Here is a 17,665-nt window from a genome sequence, read left to right as displayed (position 1 = left end):
GATATTTCACAAGTCCCTATGCGTCATGCCGTTTTTTCTTGGCAGGGGGGTACCTATAATGATCCCCCTTAGCCGTAATGGAGTCAGGCATGAATCAACACGATTGCGCACTGCGGATCCGGTCCCTGCGCAAGACCTACCCCGGAGGCGTTCAAGCCCTTAAGGGGATCGATCTGGAGGTCCAGGCGGGGGACTTTTTCGCCCTGCTGGGCCCCAATGGTGCCGGTAAGTCCACCACCATCGGGGTGATCAGCGCCCTGGTAAACAAATCCGCCGGTGAGGTGGAGGTGTTTGGCCACAACATCGACCGCGAGCTGAATCAGGCCAAGCGCTGCATTGGTCTGGTGCCCCAGGAGTTCAACTTCAACCAGTTTGAAACCGTCCTTCAAATCGTGGTGAACCAGGCCGGTTACTACGGTGTGCCCAAGGCGGAAGCGATGACTCGGGCGGAGAAATACCTGGCCCAGCTGGACCTGTGGGAGAAGCGCAACGCCCGGGCACGGGAGCTGTCCGGGGGCATGAAGCGCCGCCTGATGATCGCCCGTGCTCTGATGCATGAACCCAAACTGCTGATCCTCGATGAGCCGACTGCCGGAGTGGACATCGAGATCCGCCGCTCCATGTGGCGCTTCCTCAAGCAGATCAATGAACAGGGGGTCACCATCATCCTCACCACCCACTACCTGGAAGAGGCGGAGATGCTGTGTCGTCATATCGGCATCATCGACAAGGGTGAACTGGTGGAGTGCACCACCATGAAGTCTCTGCTGGCCAAGCTGACTCTGGAAACCTTTATCCTGGATCTGGCGCCGGGCACCGGCCGTGTCTACCTGGAGGGGTTTGAGTGCCGTCAGGAGGACGATCACACCCTGGAGGTGGATGTGGCCAAAGAGGTGGGGCTGAACGGCGTGTTCCAGCAACTCAGTGAGCAGGGCGTCACGGTGCTGTCGATGCGCAACAAAGCCAACCGGCTGGAGGAGCTGTTTGTCTCCCTGGTGGAGAACGGTCGCAAGGAGGGCCAATCATGAGTCATCCCTACTGGATCGCCTTCACCGCACTGGTGCGCAAGGAGATCACCCGCTTTACCCGGATCTGGGTACAGACTCTGGTGCCGCCGGCGATCACCATGACTCTCTATTTCCTGATTTTCGGCAACCTGATCGGCAGCCGCATCGGCGAGATGGGGGGCTTCAGCTACATGGAGTTCATCATGCCGGGCCTGATCATGATGTCGGTGATCACCAACTCCTACGCCAACGTGGCCAGCTCCTTCTTCAGCGCCAAGTTCCAGCGCAACATTGAAGAGCTGCTGGTGGCGCCGGTGCCCAATGTGCTGATCATCCTCGGCTACGTAGCGGGCGGTGTGGCGCGAGGGCTCTGTGTCGGCGCCATCGTGACCGCCGTGGCCCTGTTCTTTGTGGACATCCAGATCCACAGCCTGCCGGTGTTGCTGCTGACCCTGCTGATGACCTCCGTGGTGTTTGCCCTGGGCGGGCTGATCAACGCCGTGTTTGCCAAAACCTTTGATGACATCAGCATCATCCCCACCTTTGTGCTGACGCCGCTGACCTACCTGGGCGGGGTGTTCTACTCCATCTCACTGCTGCCCTCGTTCTGGCAGGGCGTGTCTCAGCTGAACCCGGTGGTCTACACCATCAACGCCTTCCGTTACGGCTTCCTCGGGGTCAGTGACGTTAGCTTGTGGGCATCGCTGGGGGTACTGACCGCCTTCATCACCGTGTTGTTTGCGGTGGCCTATCGTCTGATCGACAAAGGCATAGGACTGCGCAGCTGATGGGCAACTCCCGGGAGATTCAATCCAACCAGAGCGGGCTGCACGACAAGCTTGAGCAGACCGTTCGTCGTCATCTGGCGCATCCGTTTCAGGCACCCTACGCGGATTACAGCCGTGAACTGTTTGCCGAGCTCAAAGCGTGGAAGGAGGCCGATGGCCGTCCGCTGGTGCTGGATTCCTGCTGTGGTGTTGGACAGAGCACTGCGAACCTGGCCCGCCGCCACCCCGACGCCATCGTGCTGGGGCTGGATAAATCCGCGGCCCGGGTGGACAAACACATCCACTATCAGGCGGGAAGCGACAACTACCGGGTGGTGCGGGGCAATCTGAACGACCTGTGGCGCATGATGGTGGAGGATGGCTGGGCGCCGACTCACCACTATCTGCTCTACCCTAATCCCTGGCCCAAGTCGGCCCATCTCCAGCGTCGCTGGCACGGTGGATCGCTGTTTCCCTCGCTGCTGGCGCTGGGCGGCCAACTGGAGTTGCGCTCCAACTGGCGGCTCTATCTGGAGGAGTTCCAGACCGCCCTGGCCATCGCCGGTTACCAGGGGGAGTTTGTGCCACTGCCCGATGAACCGCCGCTGACCCCTTTTGAGCGGAAATATGGTGAATCGGGGCAATCTCTGCATCGATTGGTGTGCGATCTGACTAAAAGATCGTAATTTTCCCCGACCTGTCCTAGGATGGTTACTGCAAGGCCATGATCCGTAAGCTGATTTTTTTTGGCACGGATCTGGCCTACTTCCTTTCTCTTTACCAAACCGGTGGCGGTTGCCACCAACGGGAGATGGAATGACTCGGGGACAACACCGCTGGACGGTGATTTTGCTTGGGATGGCTGTGGTGCTCTCCAGCCAGGGATTGTTGTGGTTCCTGCTGGGCTGAGTTCTACACTCTTCATTTCGGGGTTCGGTCTGAGGACGCCAGATGGAGAGAGCAATCGTAAGTGGCCTGTTGATGTTGGCGCTGTCAGGAGCAGCGCTGGCTGACGACAACTGGCACCATCAAATTCGCCTTGGGGGCTGGTCCTATCATCTGGAGGACGAGCCTTTTGAGGACTCTCCAAAATACAACGAAACCCACAAGGGCATCGGTTACTACTACCGCTTCAATCAGTGTCACGGCAGTCAGAACTGGTACTGCCAGGTCGGCGCCAGTTATCTGCGCGACAGCTTTGATAACGACATGTATACCCTGACCTGGAGCTGGAATTACCCCTTTAACGACTACCTGGCCGCCGGGGTGGTTGTCGGCGTTGCCAACCGGACTGTGGCGGAGTACCAGGATGAGATCTTCCAGGGCACTGATCGTAAATGGGTGCCGGTTCTCGCCCCAAGGATGGAGCTAAGCTACGGCCGGTTCTCCATCGGTTTTGCCCTCTTTCCCCAGGTGGATTACCTCGAGGAGAACGGCAGCCGGGAGTACAAGATTGGGAAACCTACCCTGTTCTGGGATCTGGCCATCGCGTTTTGAGTAATTTTCATCAGTTGGGTAAGGTTTCTGGCGATGGTAAGGGGGCCCCCAACACGTCAGTTTTTCGGGACACCTCGCACCTTTGCCGGGAGTGCCCCGGCGGGCACCAAAGGGGCTACTGCCCCTCTGGACTCCCCTTTGCCTCCGGCGTGGCGAAGACTCCTCGCTCCCTCTCCTTCCCATTTCAGCTCTGGCCAGACTCGCTTCCATGCTCGGCTGGACACTCGGGCCTTCCCTGGCCCTCGGCTTCATTCCCAGTCGCTCCTGCTCGGCGCCACGAGTCGGTGAGGGTGGACGGCATTCGCCGTGACTCTTCCTTGGATCCCTTGTCGTCAAACCGACCCAATGATGGGAAGTTGGAGTGCCTGTATTGAGCCATCCACCCATTAGTGTTTCTGTATTTATTGAAGTAACTAGAACCAAAAAAGGCCCCGCTTGGGGCCTTTAGGCTGTCTCGACAAGGATCAGGCTGCCTGAGTCGGGATGACGTTGGCGGTGCCTTTGATGTCGTTGTTCTCGTTCAGGTAGACCAGCTGCGGCTTGTGGGTTTTGGCCGCTTCCTCATCCATCACCATGTAGGCGCAGATGATGACACGGTCCTTCGGGCTGGCCTTGTGCGCAGCGGCGCCATTCACCGAGATGATCTTAGAGCCACGTTCGCCGCTGATGGCGTAGGTGCTAAAGCGCTCGCCATTGTCGATGTTGTAGATCTCGATCTTTTCGTACTCCAGGATACCGGCGGCGTCCAGCAGGTCCTGGTCGATGGCGCAGGAGCCTTCGTACTCCAGTTCAGCGTGGGTGACGCGGGCCTGGTGCAGTTTCCCCTTCAGCATGATGCGTTGCATAAGCGGTTCCGTTACTTCTCGTTATCTAATCTGTATCACGTTTGTGAATCGGCGCATTATCACCAAATCACTCGGTGAGATCTACCGTCAGGTTGTCGATCAGCCGGGCGCGGCCCAGCTGGGCGGCGGCCAGGATCACCAGTCGGGTATCACCGGGCTGCGCTGGCGCCAGGGTGTCACCGTGGCAGATGCGGATAAAGTCCGGTTTAAAGCCATGTTTCGCCAATCGGGCCTCGGCCTGGGCTTCCAGTTCCGCGCGGGTATCCACCCCCAGCGCTTTGAGCGCCTGGGCGGTAATATCCAGCGTGCGTTTCAGCTCCGGCGCCACGGTTCGCTCCTGTTCACTCAGGTAACCGTTACGGGAGCTCATCGCCAGCCCATCCGCCTCACGCACCGTGGGGATGCCAATCACCTCCACCGGCATATTGAGGTCGCGCACCATGGCGCGAAGCACCGCCAGTTGCTGGTAATCCTTCTCGCCGAAGCAGGCGATGTCCGGCTGCACCAGGTTAAACAGTTTGCAGACGATGGTGGCAACGCCCCGGAAATGGCCCGGACGGCTGGCGCCACAATGCAGATCAGAGAGGCCGGGCACCTCAACAAAGGTCTGCTGGTTCAGGCCGGAGGGGTAGAGCAACTCCGTCTCAGGCGTGAACAGCAGGTCACAGCCGGCGTCGAACAAGCGTTGCTTATCGGCTTCCAGGGTGCGGGGGTAGGCGTCCAGGTCCTCGCCGGGACCGAACTGCATGGGATTCACAAAGATGCTGGTGACCACCCGGTCTGCCCGGGCGTGAGCCTGATGGACCAGTTCAATGTGGCCATCGTGAAGGTTGCCCATGGTCGGGACAAAAGCGACCCGCTCACCCGCCTGATGCCATTGGCGCACCAGTTGGTGAAGGCGATGGGGATCCGACAGGGTTTGCATAACGACTCCTCTGCCAACCGTGTTCAGTTAAAGCTGTGCTCCGGGCCGGGGAAGCGGCCATGTTGCACCTCTTCCACAAAGGCGGCCACAGCGGCTTGCAGGCTGTTGGTCTGCGCCAGGTAGTTCTTGGCAAATTTTGGGATGTAGCCCGAGGTGATGCCAAACAGATCGTGCATCACCAGGATCTGACCGTCGGTATGGGGACCGGCGCCAATGCCGATCACGGGGATGCTCAGGGCGTTGCTGATGGTTCGGGCCAACTCAGTGGGCACGCACTCGAGCACCAGCAGGGCGGCACCGGCGTCCTGCAGGCGCAGAGCCTGGTCCAGAATCGCCTGGCCAGCGTCTTCGCCACGCCCCTGTACCTTGTAGCCACCAAAGACGTGTACGGACTGCGGAGTCAGCCCCAGGTGAGCACACACCGGCACGCTGCGCTGGGTCAGGCCGCGTACGGTCTCCAGCAGCCAGTCTCCCCCCTCCAGCTTGACCATCTGAGCCCCGGCGCGCATCAGCGTGGCGGCATTCTCGTAGGCCTGCTCTGGGGTGGCATAACTCATAAAGGGCATGTCGGCGATCACCAGGGCATGGGGCGCGCCTTTGTGGACAGCACGGGTGTGGTAGGCCACATCGTCCACGGTCACCTTGAGGGTGTCGTCGTCGCCCTTGAGCACCATGCCCAGGCTGTCACCCACCAGCAGCACCGGCACCCCTTGCTCGGCAAAGGCGGCGGCAAAACTGGCGTCGTAGGCGGTCAACGCAGCGAATTTGTGCCCCTCACGCTTGTAGCGATTCAGGGTGGAGGTGGTGATCCTGTCCATAGTGTTGAAGCTCTACTGCCCAAAGAGATGCCGTTATATGACAACTGGCAGCCGGATTCAACGGCAGAGGTGACAAAGTCGCGAACAGCCGGTAACGCAGGCGTTACCGACGGAACAGGGTTTGCGGGGGGCATTGGGCCAGCAGCGTGGTGAGCTGGCGGCCATCAGGAAGGGTCAGATCCGGGGCCAGTTCAAACAGCGGGATCAGCACAAAAGCGCGCTCAGCCATGCCGTAATGGGGCACGGTCAGGCGCTCGCAGCTGAGCTGTTGGTCGCCGTATAGGATCATATCCAGGTCGAGAGTACGGGCGCCCCAACGGGTGTGACGTTCACGTCCTTGCCGGGTTTCAATCCCCTGCAGGGCATCCAGCAGCGCCAGTGGGGCAAGTGTGGTGTCCAGTGCGGCCACCGCATTGACGTAATCCGGCTGGTCCATCCCCGCCATTGGGGGGCTGGTGTAGAAACTGGAACACCCTGCCAGCGTGGTATTTGGCAGGGCGTTCAGGGCAGCCAGTGCCTGCTCCAACTGCTGGGCAGGCTGGTCCAGGTTACTGCCCAGAGCAACAAAAGCTCGGATCACTGAGTGTCCTTGCCTTGCGGCTTGCGACGACGCGGTCGACGACGGCGTTTGCTGCCATCGCTGCCGAGGGCGCGCACCATCTGACGGCGACCCTGTTCATCGGTGTCCTGGAACTGGGTCCACCAGCGGGCCAGATCCACCAGCTCGCCCCCTTCCGCTTCAGCGCGAAGCAGCAGGAAGTCGTAAGCGGCGCGGAAACGGGGATGCTCGTACACACGGAAGGCACGGGAGCCACCACGCTTCTCAAGACGTCCCTGCAGCTGCCAGATCTCCATGGCCGGCGTAGTAAAACGACGGGGCAGAGAGACGGTCTTGCACTGCTTGCTGATGGCATCGTTGGCGGCGGCGGTGAGGGCATCGTATTCCGGCATGCCGCGCTCTTTGCGCTTGGCGGCCAGGTCCTCCACCACGTACCAGAGCAGGGCGGCGTAGATAAAGGCCGGGGTGACCGGCTTGTCCGCTGCCACGCGCTGGTCGGTGTTTTTCATCATCGCTTCGATCAGGGCCAGCACCTTGCCGTCCTGATCCCGCTGAAGCAGCTTCTCCTGCATCGGGAACATCGGCCCGAACAGGCCGTACTGTCGCAGCAGGCGGAAGTTTTCCAGACCCTTGCCAGCCATAAACAGCTTGAGGGTTTCCTCGAACAGACGCGCCGGCGGAATGTCGCTCAGCAGGTCGGCCAACTTCAGGATCGGGTCAGCGGTGTCCGGGGCGATGGAGAACTCCAGCTTGGTGGCAAAGCGCACCGCGCGCAGCATCCGCACCGGATCTTCCCGGTAGCGGGTTTCCGGATCGCCAATCAGGCGAAGACGGCGGGATTTCAGATCGGCCATGCCGCCGAAGTAGTCCCGTACGCTGTAGTCGGAGATGTCGTAGTAGAGGCCGTTGACGGTAAAGTCGCGGCGCTCGGCATCTTCATCGATGCTGCCGTAGACGTTGTCGCGCAGCAGGCGGCCGCTGTCGTCTGCCCGGGCGTGCTTTTCGCTGGACGTGTCATGGTGGCCGCGCAAGGTGGCGACCTCAATGATGTCCCTGCCAAACAGGATGTGGGCCAGACGGAACCGACGGCCAACCAGCCGGCAGTTGCGGAACAGTTTACGGATCTGCTCCGGCGTGGCGTTGGTGGCCACGTCGAAGTCTTTGGGTTGATGGCTCAGCAGCAGGTCACGCACACCGCCGCCCACCAGGTACGCTTCATACCCGGCCTTATGCAGGCGGTAGAGCACCTTGAGGGCGTTCTCGCTGATGTCGTTACGGGAGATCCGGTGCGACTTGCGCGGAATGATCTCGAGCTTCGGCTGGATGGGCGCCGCTTGGGAGCGGCCGCCGATCAGGCGCTTAGCCATTGTCGTCAGGCGCTTAAGAATGGGACACCTCGTTGAATTTGATGTGGGCACGCCGGTATGACAGAGCCGGCTGGCTTATGGCGCGCCATGATATACCAAGGGTGATTAAATGATAAGCCGTCAAAACGGCGCCAGCAGGTGACGCTCACGGGGGATGCGCGTCAACTCAAACTGTTGAACCGCTGCACTCAACACCGCCTCCGGCGACAATTCAGCCCAGTCAGGCTCTATGGGCTGGCCAAGAAAGCGCAGGGCCAGCAGCAGGTTGGCGGTCGGCTGGCTGTCATCCAGCGCGGGCGCGTGGTTCTGTTTTGACAGCTTGTGGCCGTCTGTCCACACCGCCAGAGGCAGGTGCAGATAGGTTGGAGCCTGCCATCCCAGCTGAGAAAACAGGGTCAACTGACGCACCGTGGCTTCCAGCAGATCGTTACCCCGCACCACTTCGGTGATCCCCTGATCGTGGTCATCCACCACCACGGCCAGCTGGTAGGCGTAGAGGCCATCGCGCCGTTTGAGGATAAAGTCCTCCTCGGCGAAGTAGACGTCGGTCACGATGGGGCCGAGCAGCGCATCATCAAACCGGGACACCGCCGCGCTGTTGTGCAGGCGCAGCGCCACCTGGTCGCTCTCGGGGCCGTGCAGACGGCAGTGGCCGTCATAGACGCCGCCAAGACTCTGAACCCGCTTACGGGTGCAACTGCAGGGGTAGCACAACGCCTCCTGGCTCAACTGCTCCAGGATCTCGTCATAGCGCGCCGAACGGTGACTCTGATACATCAGTTCGCCGTCCCAATGGAGGCCGTGAGCTTCCAGGGTGCGAAGAATGCGGTCAGAGGCGCCGGCGACCTCCCGGGGGGGATCGATATCCTCAATGCGAACCAGCCACTGGCCACCCTGGGCGCGAGCGCGCAGATAGCTGCCAACAGCGGCGATCAATGAGCCAAAATGGAGTGGTCCGGAGGGGGAGGGGGCGAAACGCCCAATATAGGATGTGGTCATGTTGAAAAGAAAACGGGAGGCCAGGCCTCCCGTTGTCAGATGGGTTACCCTGCCATCTGTCGCTCTTTGATCTCTGCCAGCGTTTTGCAGTCGATACAGAGGTCAGCGGTCGGACGGGCTTCCAGACGACGGATGCCGATTTCGACACCACAGGAGTCACAGAAACCGAAGTCATCGTCCTGAAGCTTGATCAGAGTCTTCTCAATCTTCTTAATCAGCTTACGCTCACGGTCACGAGTACGCAGCTCGAGGCTGAACTCCTCTTCCTGCGCAGCACGGTCAACCGGATCCGGGAAATTGGCCGCTTCGTCCTTCATATGGTGAACGGTGCGATCAACCTCTTCACGCAACTGGTTACGCCAGGCTTCCAGGATGGTCTTAAAGTGAGCCAGCTGCTTCTCGTTCATGTACTCCTCACCAGGTTGTTCCCGGTAAGGTTCCACGTTGGCATAAGCCAATACACCAATCTTCTTTGCAGTGCCCTGCGGCATTAGGCGTCTCCTGTTACTTTGTCAAACGAGAGGCGATCATCATTTTGGGGCGCTATCTATATCAGATGGATCCCGTTTGCGCAATTCCCTGCGAGCCATATTGCTAACTCAGACCGGACCACCGTGTTTTATGTCACATTGGTCGGCCGCGGCAAGTGTAGCAGTCTATTACTGTAGGTCGACCTGAAGGGGCTTAACAGCCCGAATCCCGGTCTCGTCCATTTCGCATCCCAGAGCCAGCAACTCCACACCGGCCTCCGCAGCTTCCCGGCACAACCGGGCGTACTCCGGATCGATATGGCTGGCAGGCGCAACCCGTTCAATGCCAGTGTGGGCCGCCATAAAGAGCAGTACGGCCCGCTGACCCTGCTGGACCACTTCCATCAGCTCCCGCAGATGCTTCTGGCCACGGGCGGTAACAGCGTCGGGAAAGTATCCCTGCCCGTTGTCGCCCAGCAGAGTGACATTTTTAACCTCGATATAACAACTTATCAAATCATTACCTGTCAGCAAGAGATCGATGCGGCTGTTTTCTGCGCCATATCTCACTTCCCGACGGATCGCCTCATAGCCGGTTAAGGAGGGCAGCACGCCGGAACGGACCGCCTCCTCCGCCAGGCTGTTGGCCCGGCCCGTATTGACGCAGATGCGGTGCCCCTGATCGTTCTCCACCAGCTCCCAGGTGCAGGGGTACTTGCGCTTGAGGTTGCCGGAGTCGGAATACCAGACGCGCCAGCCCGGTTCCGCACAGCCGGTCATGGCGCCGGTATTGGGGCAGTGAAGGGTCATCTCAGTGCCGTCCTGCTGGCGGATGTCGGCGAGAAAACGCTTATACCTTTTGATGAGAACTGCTGAGTGAAGTGGGGGCGAAAATTCCATGTCGTCCTATTGATGTTTGTCAGATGTGTGACGCTAAGCCTTTGTGTACACTTGGGTCCACATTGTTGGAAGCCGCAAAGGACCTCGTTCATGACGGATCGTATCATCGTAGCGCTGGACTATCAGCCTGCACCGGCTGCCTGGGGCAGCGCCAAAGTCTCTTTCGAGGGCAACACCGCCCGCATCCACCTGGGAGAGGGCGACCTTTACCGCCAGGTTCAGGCGGCGGCACGTCAGATCACCAGCCAGGGGATCCAGGCAGTAACCCTTGAGGGTGAAGAGTGGGATCCGATTCTGCAGTGGCGCTTTGCCTGTGGATTCGGCACCGCCAAGGCGATGGGTGACATCCAGTGGGCCTCTCACGCCGAGCAGCTTCAGGCGCAGCGTGATGCCCAGTTGTGGTTGAAAGACCTCACCAACGCCACCCCGGAGGCCCTGAGCCCGGAGGTGCTGGCAGACGAAGTGGCGGAGCGCCTCTCCGGTCTGGCCCCTGAGCACATCACCAGTCGCCAGATCGTTGGGGATGCCCTGCTGGCCGCTGGCTGGGTTGGGGTTCATGGCGTGGGTCGCGGTTCCGACCGCCCGCCAGTGATGCTGGAGTTGGACTACAACCCGACCGGCGATCACGATGCTCCGGTCAGCGTGGCGCTGGTGGGCAAAGGGATCACCTTCGATTCTGGCGGCTACAGCATTAAGCCGAGCGCGGGCATGGTGTCCATGAAGTGCGATATGGGCGGTGCCGCCACCGTGGCAGCCGCTCTGAAACTGGCGATCAGCCGTGGCCTGGATAAGCGGGTCAAACTGTTCCTGTGCTGCGCCGAAAACCTGATCTCCGGCCACGCCTACAAGCTGGGCGACATCCTTCACTATAAGAACGGCACCAGCGTTGAGATCGTCAACACCGATGCGGAAGGCCGATTGGTGCTGGCAGATGGCCTGATCGCGGCCAACGAAGCCGGTGCTGAGCGCATCATCAACGCCGCAACCCTGACCGGTGCCGCTGCGGTGGCGCTGGGGGATGACTACAACGCCCTGTTCAGCCTGGACGACGAAGCCGCCGAGGACGCACTGGATGCGGCGGCTGAAGTGGATGAAGGTCTGTGGCGCTTGCCGCTGGAACCGTTCCACGCCGAGAAGTGCCCCTCTCCCTTTGCCGACACCGCCAACAGCCGTGCGGTTAAAGGTGGCGGCACCGGTGGCGCCTCCAACGCGGCGGGCTTCCTGAGCCGTTTTGCCGGTACTCCGCCCAAGGGATGGCTGCACTTCGACCTGGCTGGCGCGTACGCGGACAGCGACAACGGTCAGCACGCCACTGGAGCCACTGGCATGGGGATGCTGACCATCGCGAACCTGCTGCTGAAGGCGTAAGCCTCCTGACGATACCGCAGTGAAAAAACGCCCCGCCGGGTCTGCCTGGCGGGGCGTTTTTGTTTTCGGGGGCCAGCGTTTGCGCGTCCAGGGTGAAAGGAAAAGCGGGGTGGGCCGGTTTAACAGGTACAACAACCCATAAGGAGAAAGCGTTAATGAACGTCGGGAAGACTCTCACACTGTTTGCCAGCCATACCCTGGTCGCCGCCATTGGCTTTGCCGTTGGTGTTTATACCCTGCCAATTCTGACGGCACCGGACAGTCCGGAACTGGCGCAGGTGCAGTCAACGGCACAACAGGCACTGTATCGGGGTCAGTTTGTCCGTGAGTTGGCGGACAGTGATGCGTTGCACTGGGGAGAAGGGGAAGTGACGCTGGGGCCCGATGCCATCGCCTTTGAGGGCAGATTGGCGCCCGGTCCGGATTACCAGCTTTACCTGTCGCCGGAGTTTGTGGAAACCGAAGCGGACTTCAACCGGCTCAAATCCCGCATGGTGCGGGTTGGACCGGTCAAAACCTTCGAGAACTTTATTGTTCCCCTGACGGCAGATCTGGATCCGTCCCAATACCGGGCGGTGATCGTCTGGTGTGAATCCTTCGGCCAGTTCATTACTGCGGCACAGTACCGATAGCGCTGCCTCAACGGCCCCAGCGCTTAACGCTGTGGTACTCCACCCCTTTCGGGCCCATAACAGAGACCATCAGGTCCACCTCCTGAACCGTCATGGGCACCGGCTTTATCTCCGGCAGTTCCTCTTTCAGCCCCCCCACGCCACGAAACAGAGTGATGTGAGGGCGGAAGGGCGCGTGGCTCTGGTGGAATCCGTGCTCTGCGGCATCTCGGCGCAGGGCGTGGGCCAGATCCGCCAGAGCCATCGGCGTCCGGTTGGTGGTGGCGCACACCACCCCGGCCCGGGGCCAGTAGGCCAGACGATTCAGCTCCAGCGACACCTCGGGTACCGTCATCTCCGCCCAGCGCGCCAGCAACTGGGTTTTCTGCTGTTGGGTGACGTTGCCGAGAAAGGCCAGGGTCAGATGAAAGTTGGCGGCGGGCACCACCCGGCCATGTCCACCCAGATCTGAGCTCAACTGGGCTTGCAGGCGGATCAGCTCTAACTGACTGATCCGGCTTAACGGGACGGAGAAAAAGAGTCGCTCCGCCATGGTCACTCCTCGCGGTTAGCTTGGCGCGTCGGGGGCCGGACAGTACACTAGGACCCTTTGTCAGCCCCAGAGACTCCGGTTTGTCGACATTGCCGATCCAGGATCTGTTTCCCAGCATCCGCCAAAACCTCTCCAGACACAATCAGTTGATTCTTCGCGCCCCCACAGGTGCGGGGAAATCCACCGCTTTGCCTCTGGCGATGCTGGATTGGCCCGAGATCGAGGGCAAGATCCTGCTGTTGGAGCCCCGTCGTCTGGCGGCGCGGATGATCGCCCGCTACCTGGCTAAGTGCCGGGGAGAGAAGGTGGGGCAGAGCGTGGGCTTGCGGGTTCGGGGCGAAACCCAGGTCAGCGCGGCCACCCGGCTTGAGGTGGTGACCGAAGGAGTACTGACCCGTTTGATCCAGGCCGATCCGGAACTGACCGGCGTGGGATTGATCCTGTTCGACGAGGTGCATGAGCGTCATCTGGCGACGGATCTGGCGCTGGCGCTGGCTCTGGAGGTGCAGGGGGGACTGCGGGACGATCTCAAACTGATGCTGATGTCCGCCACCCTGCAGGGGCAACCGCTGGATCGTCTGCTGCCGGAGGCACCGCTGCTCGAAAGCGAGGGGCGCAGCTACCCGGTTTCCATTGAGTATGCGCCGGTCCCCACAGGCCAACCCTGGCTGCCCGCACTGGTGAGTCAGGTGAAGCGTCAATTGGTCAGCCAGGATGGCAACCTGCTGGTGTTTCTGCCCGGTATGGGGGAGATCCGTACGGCGGAAACCCAGCTCAGTGAGCATGTCTCCCTAGATGTGGATCTCTGCCCGCTCTACGGCCAACTGACCGGGGCGGAGCAGGATCGGGCGGTTGCCGTGCCGGAGCCGGGCCGCCGCAAGGTGGTCCTGGCCACCAATCTGGCGGAATCGAGCCTGACCATCGACGGCATTACCGTGGTGGTGGATGCGGGCTACCAGCGCCGTGCCAGCCTCAACCTGCGTACCGGCCAGACCCGCCTGGAACTGGCTCGAATCAGTCAGTCCTCCGCGGATCAACGTGCTGGCCGGGCCGGACGTCTGGCGCCGGGCCACTGTGTCCGGCTCTGGAGCGAAACCCAGCAGCAGAGCCTGGCGGAAGCGGAACTGCCTGAGATTCAGCGGGCCGACCTGCTCAGTCTGGTGCTGGAACTGGCGGCCTGGGGCACCACCGACGTCAACGAACTGGCCTGGCTGTCCCCACCACCGGAGGGGGCGGTCAGCCGCGCCCGGGCGTTGCTGCAGCGGCTGGAACTGGTGGCGGAGGATGGTCGCATCACCGCTCTGGGACAGAGAGTGCATCGGCTGGGCGCGGATCCCAGACTGGGCCATATGCTGGTCAAGGCAGCCCAGTGGGAGCAGGAGCAGAAAGAGCCCGGTGTGCTGAGGCTGGCCTGCGATCTGGCCGCCTTACTGGAGGAGGGCGACCCGCTTCGAGGTCGTCAGGTCGGTGCCGATCTGGCGCGACGACTGGATGCGGCACGGAGTGGCCGTTACCGCCAATTGGCAGACAAATGGTGGAGCCAGCTTAAGGGCGCACACGCGGCCCAGCCTGCCCACCACAGTGAAGCCGGTTGGCTGCTGGCTCTCGCCTACCCGGACCGGATCGCCCAGGGGCGCGGCGGCAGTGGCCACCGATTCCTGCTCTCTGGTGGCGCGGGTGCCACGCTGGAGGAGTCCGATCCCCTCTGTGCGGAACCCTACCTTGTGGTGGCCAGCCTTAATGAGCGGGCGGGGCAGGGGGATGCCCGTATCCATCTGGCGGCGGCGCTGAATCTGGATGCCCTGAAAGCGGTGCAGCCGGGGCTGTTTGAGACAGCGCGCCACGCCGGGCTGGACAGCGCCAGCGGCGCGCTGAAAGCGGAACGTCAGACCCGTATCGGGGCGCTGGTGGTGGCCCGGGAGCGGCTTTCCGACCTGACCGAGGCGGATTACCGGCTGGCGCTGCTCGACCATGTCCGCCGTAAGGGGCTGGACAGCCTGCCCTGGAGTGAGCGAGCCCGAACCCTACAGGCACGGGTGGCGCTGGCGCAGCAACATCTGAACGGCGTTGCCTGGCCGGATCTGGCCGATGCAACGCTGATCGCCACGCTGGAGGCATGGCTGGGGCCCTATCTGGCGGGGCTGACCAAAACCGGCCAGTTAAAGCAGTTGGATCTCTACCAGATCCTGATGGACCAGGTGCCGTGGGAGGCCCAGTCCCTGCTGAAACAGGAGTTACCAGAGCGACTGACGGTCCCCACCGGCAGTGCCCTGGCGTTGCATTACCACGAGGGGGGCGTCAAGCTGGCGGTCCGGGTTCAGGAGATCTATGGGCAGAGCGATACGCCCAGACTGGCCCGCGGCGCGTTGCCGGTAACGCTGGAGTTGCTGTCTCCGGCTCAGCGCCCCATTCAGATTACCCAGGACCTGGCCGCATTTTGGGCCGGTGCCTGGACCGAGGTGAAAAAGGAGATGCGGGGACGTTACCCCAAGCATCTGTGGCCGGATGACCCCGCCAATACGGCGCCGACCCGCAAGACCAAGCGGCACCTGACCTAACCGAACTTGACGTAAATCGATGGCTAAGACTGCGAAGAAAGCCGCCACTGGCGGCAAAAAGAGAGCGCCGAAAAAGGCGGTAAAAGGCACCCCTTCCCGGGGCAAACGGTTTGCCCTGTTTGCGGGCAAGCTGGCGCTGGCCGGGCTGGCGGTGGTGGCCCTGTACGGGATCTACCTGGACACCCTGATCGCGAAGAAGTTTGAAGGCCAGCGCTGGTATCTGCCGGCGCAGGTGTTCGCCCGCCCCATGAGCCTCTATCCCGGGGCACCGGTGACCCATAAGCAGCTGAAAGATGAGCTGGCTCTGTTGGGTTACCGCAACACCGGTCAGGCGGACAGCGAGGGCGAATTCGCCGTTGCGGTCGGGCGCATCGAGATCTTCCGTCGTGCCTTTGATGGCCCCAATGGCTACGAAGCGCCACAGCGGGTGATGGTGCACTTTAACGAGAACCGGGTAACCCGCCTGATACGCTCCAGCGATGGCCGGGATATGGGCTTCCTGCAACTGGAGCCGCTGTTGCTGGATCGCATCATCACCGGCAACACCGAAGACCGCCTGTTTGTGCCCCGGGAGGGGATCCCGGAGTCGCTGGTGTCCGCCCTGTTGCGCACCGAGGACAACCAGTTCTATCAGCACAACGGCCTCTCCTTTACTGGCATCGCCCGGGCGGCGCTGGCCAACCTGAAAGCGGGCCGTACGGTGCAGGGGGGCAGTACCCTGACCCAGCAGTTGGCCAAAAACTTCTTCCTGACCCGGGACCGCACCCTGGTGCGCAAGGCCAACGAGGCGATGATGGCGCTGATCATCGATGCCCGTTACAGCAAGGATGAGATCCTCGAGGCCTACCTCAACGAGGTCTACATGGGGCAGGACGGCAAGATCGCCATTCATGGTGTAGGGCTGGCGGCCTGGCACTACTTCGGCACTCCGCTGGATGAGCTGAACCTGGCCCAGCAGGCCCTGCTGGTGGCAATGATCAAAGGCCCCAGTTACTACAATCCCTGGCGCTTCCCCGAGCGGGCGCTGCAGCGTCGTGATCTGGTGTTGAAGCTGATGATTGAGGAGGGGCTGATCACCCCGAAACAGTACAGCACCTTCACCCAGATGGATCTGGCTCTGCGTGACCCCAACTGGCGCCAGCGCCACAAACTGCCCGCCTTCCGCACCCTGATGCAGCGGGAACTGGCGGAGCGCTTTGGTGACAATGTACTGAATCAGTCCGGCCTGAAGGTTTACACCACCCTGGATCCTCTGGCCCAGCAGGCTGCAGAGAAGGCGGTCAGTCAGGGAATGGCGGCGATGATCCGCGATCGCAAGGACGAAGAGCTGCAGGCGGCGATGGTGGTGGTGGACCGCTACAACGGCGGCGTGCTGGCGCTGGTGGGGGATCGTGACCCCAGCTTCCTCGGCTTTAACCGCGCTCTGGACGCCCGTCGTCCGGTGGGTTCCCTGCTTAAACCGTTCGTCTATGAGACCGCGCTTGAAGCGCCGCAGCAGTTCAGTTTGGCGACGCCGTTGAAAGATGAGCCCATCAACCTCAAGAGTGGCGGAGGCCAGGTGTGGTCACCGCAGAACGTGGATAAGAAGTTCCGTGGTCAGGCTTCGCTGCTGGACAGCCTGGTGTTCTCCTATAACGTCCCCACGGTCAATCTCGGGATGGCGGTCGGGCTGGATCCGGTGATCAGCACCCTGCGTAAGGCGGGGTGGCCCTCCAAGATCACCGCCAACCCGGCACTGCTACTGGGTGCCCTGGATGCCAGCCCACTGCAGGTGGCACAGCTCTATCAGACTCTGGCGGACGGTGGACGCTATCGCCCCCTATACGCCATCGGCCATGTGCTGAATAAAGAGGGTGAGCGTCTGGTGGAGCAGAAGACCAGCTCTGAGCAGGTGCTGTCCGCGCAAGCCACCTGGCTGACCAACTGGGCCATGACTCAGGTGGTGGAGCGTGGCACCGCGCGTCGCCTTAAACAGCGTTACCCCTATGTCACCCTGGCGGGCAAGACCGGTACCACTACGGCTGGCCGTGACGCCTGGTATGCAGGCTTTGACGATCGGGATGTGGTGGTGACCTGGGTGGGTCGGGACGACAACAGTGACGCCGGACTCTACGGCAGCTCTGCCGCGCTGCCGCTGTACCAGCGCTATCTGGATGTGCGGGAGCCGCTCTCCTTGGTGCTGACCCGTCCGGGCGGCATTGTGGATGGTCACTTCCAGGCCGCATCCGGCCTGCCGGTGGCGGAGGATTGCGTCGGGGCGGAAACCCTGCCGGCGGACAGTGCCAGCTGGCCCGATCCCCGTGGTTGCCAGGGTGGGGAGCGCGCGAAAAACTGGCTGGAGCGAATTTTTAGCTTCTGACGGGACGAACGGCGCATTTTTCGGCATTCAAATATTGTTATTCACCGAAATTGAAATACTAT

The 17,665-nt window shown here is 61.5% G+C and carries 17 protein-coding genes; 8 read left to right on the top strand and 9 right to left on the bottom strand.

What is annotated here, in order from left to right:
- The first annotated feature begins 89 nt into the window (after positions 1-89).
- From KUV52_RS04230 to KUV52_RS04215, 4 genes are all read left to right on the top strand, one after another.
- Positions 90-1,028, top strand: coding sequence for an ABC transporter ATP-binding protein (locus tag KUV52_RS04230; RefSeq protein ID WP_222524672.1), 939 nt, complete (start codon positions 90-92; stop codon positions 1,026-1,028).
- A complete protein-coding gene (locus KUV52_RS04225; protein ID WP_222524671.1) occupies positions 1,025-1,795 on the top strand; it encodes an ABC transporter permease in 771 nt (256 codons plus the stop codon). Before KUV52_RS04230 ends, KUV52_RS04225 begins: the two co-directional genes overlap by 4 nt.
- Positions 1,795-2,460, top strand: a complete 666-nt coding sequence (locus KUV52_RS04220; RefSeq protein WP_222524670.1) for a tRNA (guanine(46)-N(7))-methyltransferase TrmB — start codon at positions 1,795-1,797, stop codon at positions 2,458-2,460. Before KUV52_RS04225 ends, KUV52_RS04220 begins: the two co-directional genes overlap by 1 nt.
- Positions 2,461-2,725: 265 nt before the next feature.
- Positions 2,726-3,271, top strand: a complete 546-nt coding sequence (locus KUV52_RS04215) for a hypothetical protein (protein WP_222524669.1) — start codon at positions 2,726-2,728, stop codon at positions 3,269-3,271.
- Positions 3,272-3,735: 464 nt separating this feature from the next.
- On the opposite strand, the gene panD is transcribed toward KUV52_RS04215, so the two are convergent.
- From panD to sfsA, 8 genes are all read right to left on the bottom strand, one after another.
- Positions 3,736-4,116: an aspartate 1-decarboxylase gene (gene panD, locus KUV52_RS04210; protein ID WP_013346722.1), complete on the bottom strand. Its 381-nt coding sequence runs from the start codon at positions 4,114-4,116 to the stop codon at positions 3,736-3,738.
- Positions 4,117-4,183: 67 nt separating this feature from the next.
- Positions 4,184-5,041, bottom strand: coding sequence for a pantoate--beta-alanine ligase (panC, locus tag KUV52_RS04205; RefSeq protein ID WP_222524668.1), 858 nt, complete (start codon positions 5,039-5,041; stop codon positions 4,184-4,186).
- 23 nt (positions 5,042-5,064) lie between these two features.
- On the bottom strand, positions 5,065-5,859 hold the full coding sequence (panB, locus tag KUV52_RS04200; protein WP_222524667.1) for a 3-methyl-2-oxobutanoate hydroxymethyltransferase: 795 nt from the start codon (positions 5,857-5,859) through the stop codon (positions 5,065-5,067).
- A 103-nt stretch (positions 5,860-5,962) separates the two neighbouring features.
- On the bottom strand, positions 5,963-6,439 hold the full coding sequence (gene folK, locus KUV52_RS04195; protein WP_222524666.1) for a 2-amino-4-hydroxy-6-hydroxymethyldihydropteridine diphosphokinase: 477 nt from the start codon (positions 6,437-6,439) through the stop codon (positions 5,963-5,965).
- Positions 6,436-7,785 (bottom strand): polynucleotide adenylyltransferase PcnB, encoded by a 1,350-nt coding sequence (gene pcnB / locus KUV52_RS04190; protein ID WP_222524665.1) that lies wholly within the window; start codon positions 7,783-7,785, stop codon positions 6,436-6,438. The genes folK and pcnB overlap by 4 nt, the downstream gene beginning before the upstream one ends.
- Before the next feature lie 120 nt (positions 7,786-7,905).
- Positions 7,906-8,784, bottom strand: coding sequence for a tRNA glutamyl-Q(34) synthetase GluQRS (gluQRS, locus tag KUV52_RS04185; protein ID WP_222524664.1), 879 nt, complete (start codon positions 8,782-8,784; stop codon positions 7,906-7,908).
- Between the two features lie 44 nt (positions 8,785-8,828).
- Positions 8,829-9,275 (bottom strand): RNA polymerase-binding protein DksA, encoded by a 447-nt coding sequence (gene dksA, locus KUV52_RS04180; protein ID WP_013346716.1) that lies wholly within the window; start codon positions 9,273-9,275, stop codon positions 8,829-8,831.
- Positions 9,276-9,443: 168 nt separating this feature from the next.
- On the bottom strand, positions 9,444-10,154 hold the full coding sequence (gene sfsA, locus KUV52_RS04175; RefSeq protein ID WP_222524663.1) for a DNA/RNA nuclease SfsA: 711 nt from the start codon (positions 10,152-10,154) through the stop codon (positions 9,444-9,446).
- A gap of 90 nt (positions 10,155-10,244) precedes the next feature.
- Between sfsA and pepB the strand changes: the two genes are divergently transcribed.
- Positions 10,245-11,522: an aminopeptidase PepB gene (gene pepB, locus KUV52_RS04170; RefSeq protein WP_222524662.1), complete on the top strand. Its 1,278-nt coding sequence runs from the start codon at positions 10,245-10,247 to the stop codon at positions 11,520-11,522.
- Between the two features lie 155 nt (positions 11,523-11,677).
- Positions 11,678-12,154, top strand: a complete 477-nt coding sequence (locus KUV52_RS04165) for a DM13 domain-containing protein (RefSeq protein ID WP_222524661.1) — start codon at positions 11,678-11,680, stop codon at positions 12,152-12,154.
- A gap of 7 nt (positions 12,155-12,161) precedes the next feature.
- On the opposite strand, the gene thpR is transcribed toward KUV52_RS04165, so the two are convergent.
- Entirely contained in the window at positions 12,162-12,686 is a 525-nt protein-coding gene (gene thpR, locus KUV52_RS04160; protein ID WP_222524660.1) for an RNA 2',3'-cyclic phosphodiesterase, read from the bottom strand.
- 80 nt (positions 12,687-12,766) lie between these two features.
- Here thpR and hrpB point away from each other — a divergent pair, with 80 nt between their 5' ends.
- Positions 12,767-15,244, top strand: coding sequence for an ATP-dependent helicase HrpB (gene hrpB / locus KUV52_RS04155; RefSeq protein WP_222524659.1), 2,478 nt, complete (start codon positions 12,767-12,769; stop codon positions 15,242-15,244).
- 19 nt (positions 15,245-15,263) lie between these two features.
- Positions 15,264-17,603, top strand: coding sequence for a penicillin-binding protein 1B (gene mrcB, locus KUV52_RS04150; protein WP_222524658.1), 2,340 nt, complete (start codon positions 15,264-15,266; stop codon positions 17,601-17,603).
- The last annotated feature ends 62 nt before the right edge of the window (positions 17,604-17,665 follow it).

This window comes from Ferrimonas balearica, assembly GCF_019802055.1.
GTDB lineage: Bacteria > Pseudomonadota > Gammaproteobacteria > Enterobacterales > Shewanellaceae > Ferrimonas > Ferrimonas balearica_A.
The sequence above is the reverse complement of the archived record's forward strand: the minus strand, read 5'-3'. Positions and strand labels throughout refer to the sequence as shown.

Coding starts and splice junctions, on each gene's coding strand:
- KUV52_RS04230 (WP_222524672.1), top strand. CDS start 90: ATGAATCAACACGATTGCGCACTGCGGATCCGGTCCCTGCGCAAGACC.
- KUV52_RS04215 (WP_222524669.1), top strand. CDS start 2,726: ATGGAGAGAGCAATCGTAAGTGGCCTGTTGATGTTGGCGCTGTCAGGA.
- sfsA (WP_222524663.1), bottom strand. CDS start 10,154: ATGGAATTTTCGCCCCCACTTCACTCAGCAGTTCTCATCAAAAGGTAT.
- panB (WP_222524667.1), bottom strand. CDS start 5,859: ATGGACAGGATCACCACCTCCACCCTGAATCGCTACAAGCGTGAGGGG.
- dksA (WP_013346716.1), bottom strand. CDS start 9,275: ATGCCGCAGGGCACTGCAAAGAAGATTGGTGTATTGGCTTATGCCAAC.
- mrcB (WP_222524658.1), top strand. CDS start 15,264: ATGGCTAAGACTGCGAAGAAAGCCGCCACTGGCGGCAAAAAGAGAGCG.
- KUV52_RS04225 (WP_222524671.1), top strand. CDS start 1,025: ATGAGTCATCCCTACTGGATCGCCTTCACCGCACTGGTGCGCAAGGAG.
- panD (WP_013346722.1), bottom strand. CDS start 4,116: ATGCAACGCATCATGCTGAAGGGGAAACTGCACCAGGCCCGCGTCACC.
- pepB (WP_222524662.1), top strand. CDS start 10,245: ATGACGGATCGTATCATCGTAGCGCTGGACTATCAGCCTGCACCGGCT.
- KUV52_RS04220 (WP_222524670.1), top strand. CDS start 1,795: ATGGGCAACTCCCGGGAGATTCAATCCAACCAGAGCGGGCTGCACGAC.
- gluQRS (WP_222524664.1), bottom strand. CDS start 8,784: ATGACCACATCCTATATTGGGCGTTTCGCCCCCTCCCCCTCCGGACCA.
- thpR (WP_222524660.1), bottom strand. CDS start 12,686: ATGGCGGAGCGACTCTTTTTCTCCGTCCCGTTAAGCCGGATCAGTCAG.
- panC (WP_222524668.1), bottom strand. CDS start 5,041: ATGCAAACCCTGTCGGATCCCCATCGCCTTCACCAACTGGTGCGCCAA.
- pcnB (WP_222524665.1), bottom strand. CDS start 7,785: ATGGCTAAGCGCCTGATCGGCGGCCGCTCCCAAGCGGCGCCCATCCAG.
- KUV52_RS04165 (WP_222524661.1), top strand. CDS start 11,678: ATGAACGTCGGGAAGACTCTCACACTGTTTGCCAGCCATACCCTGGTC.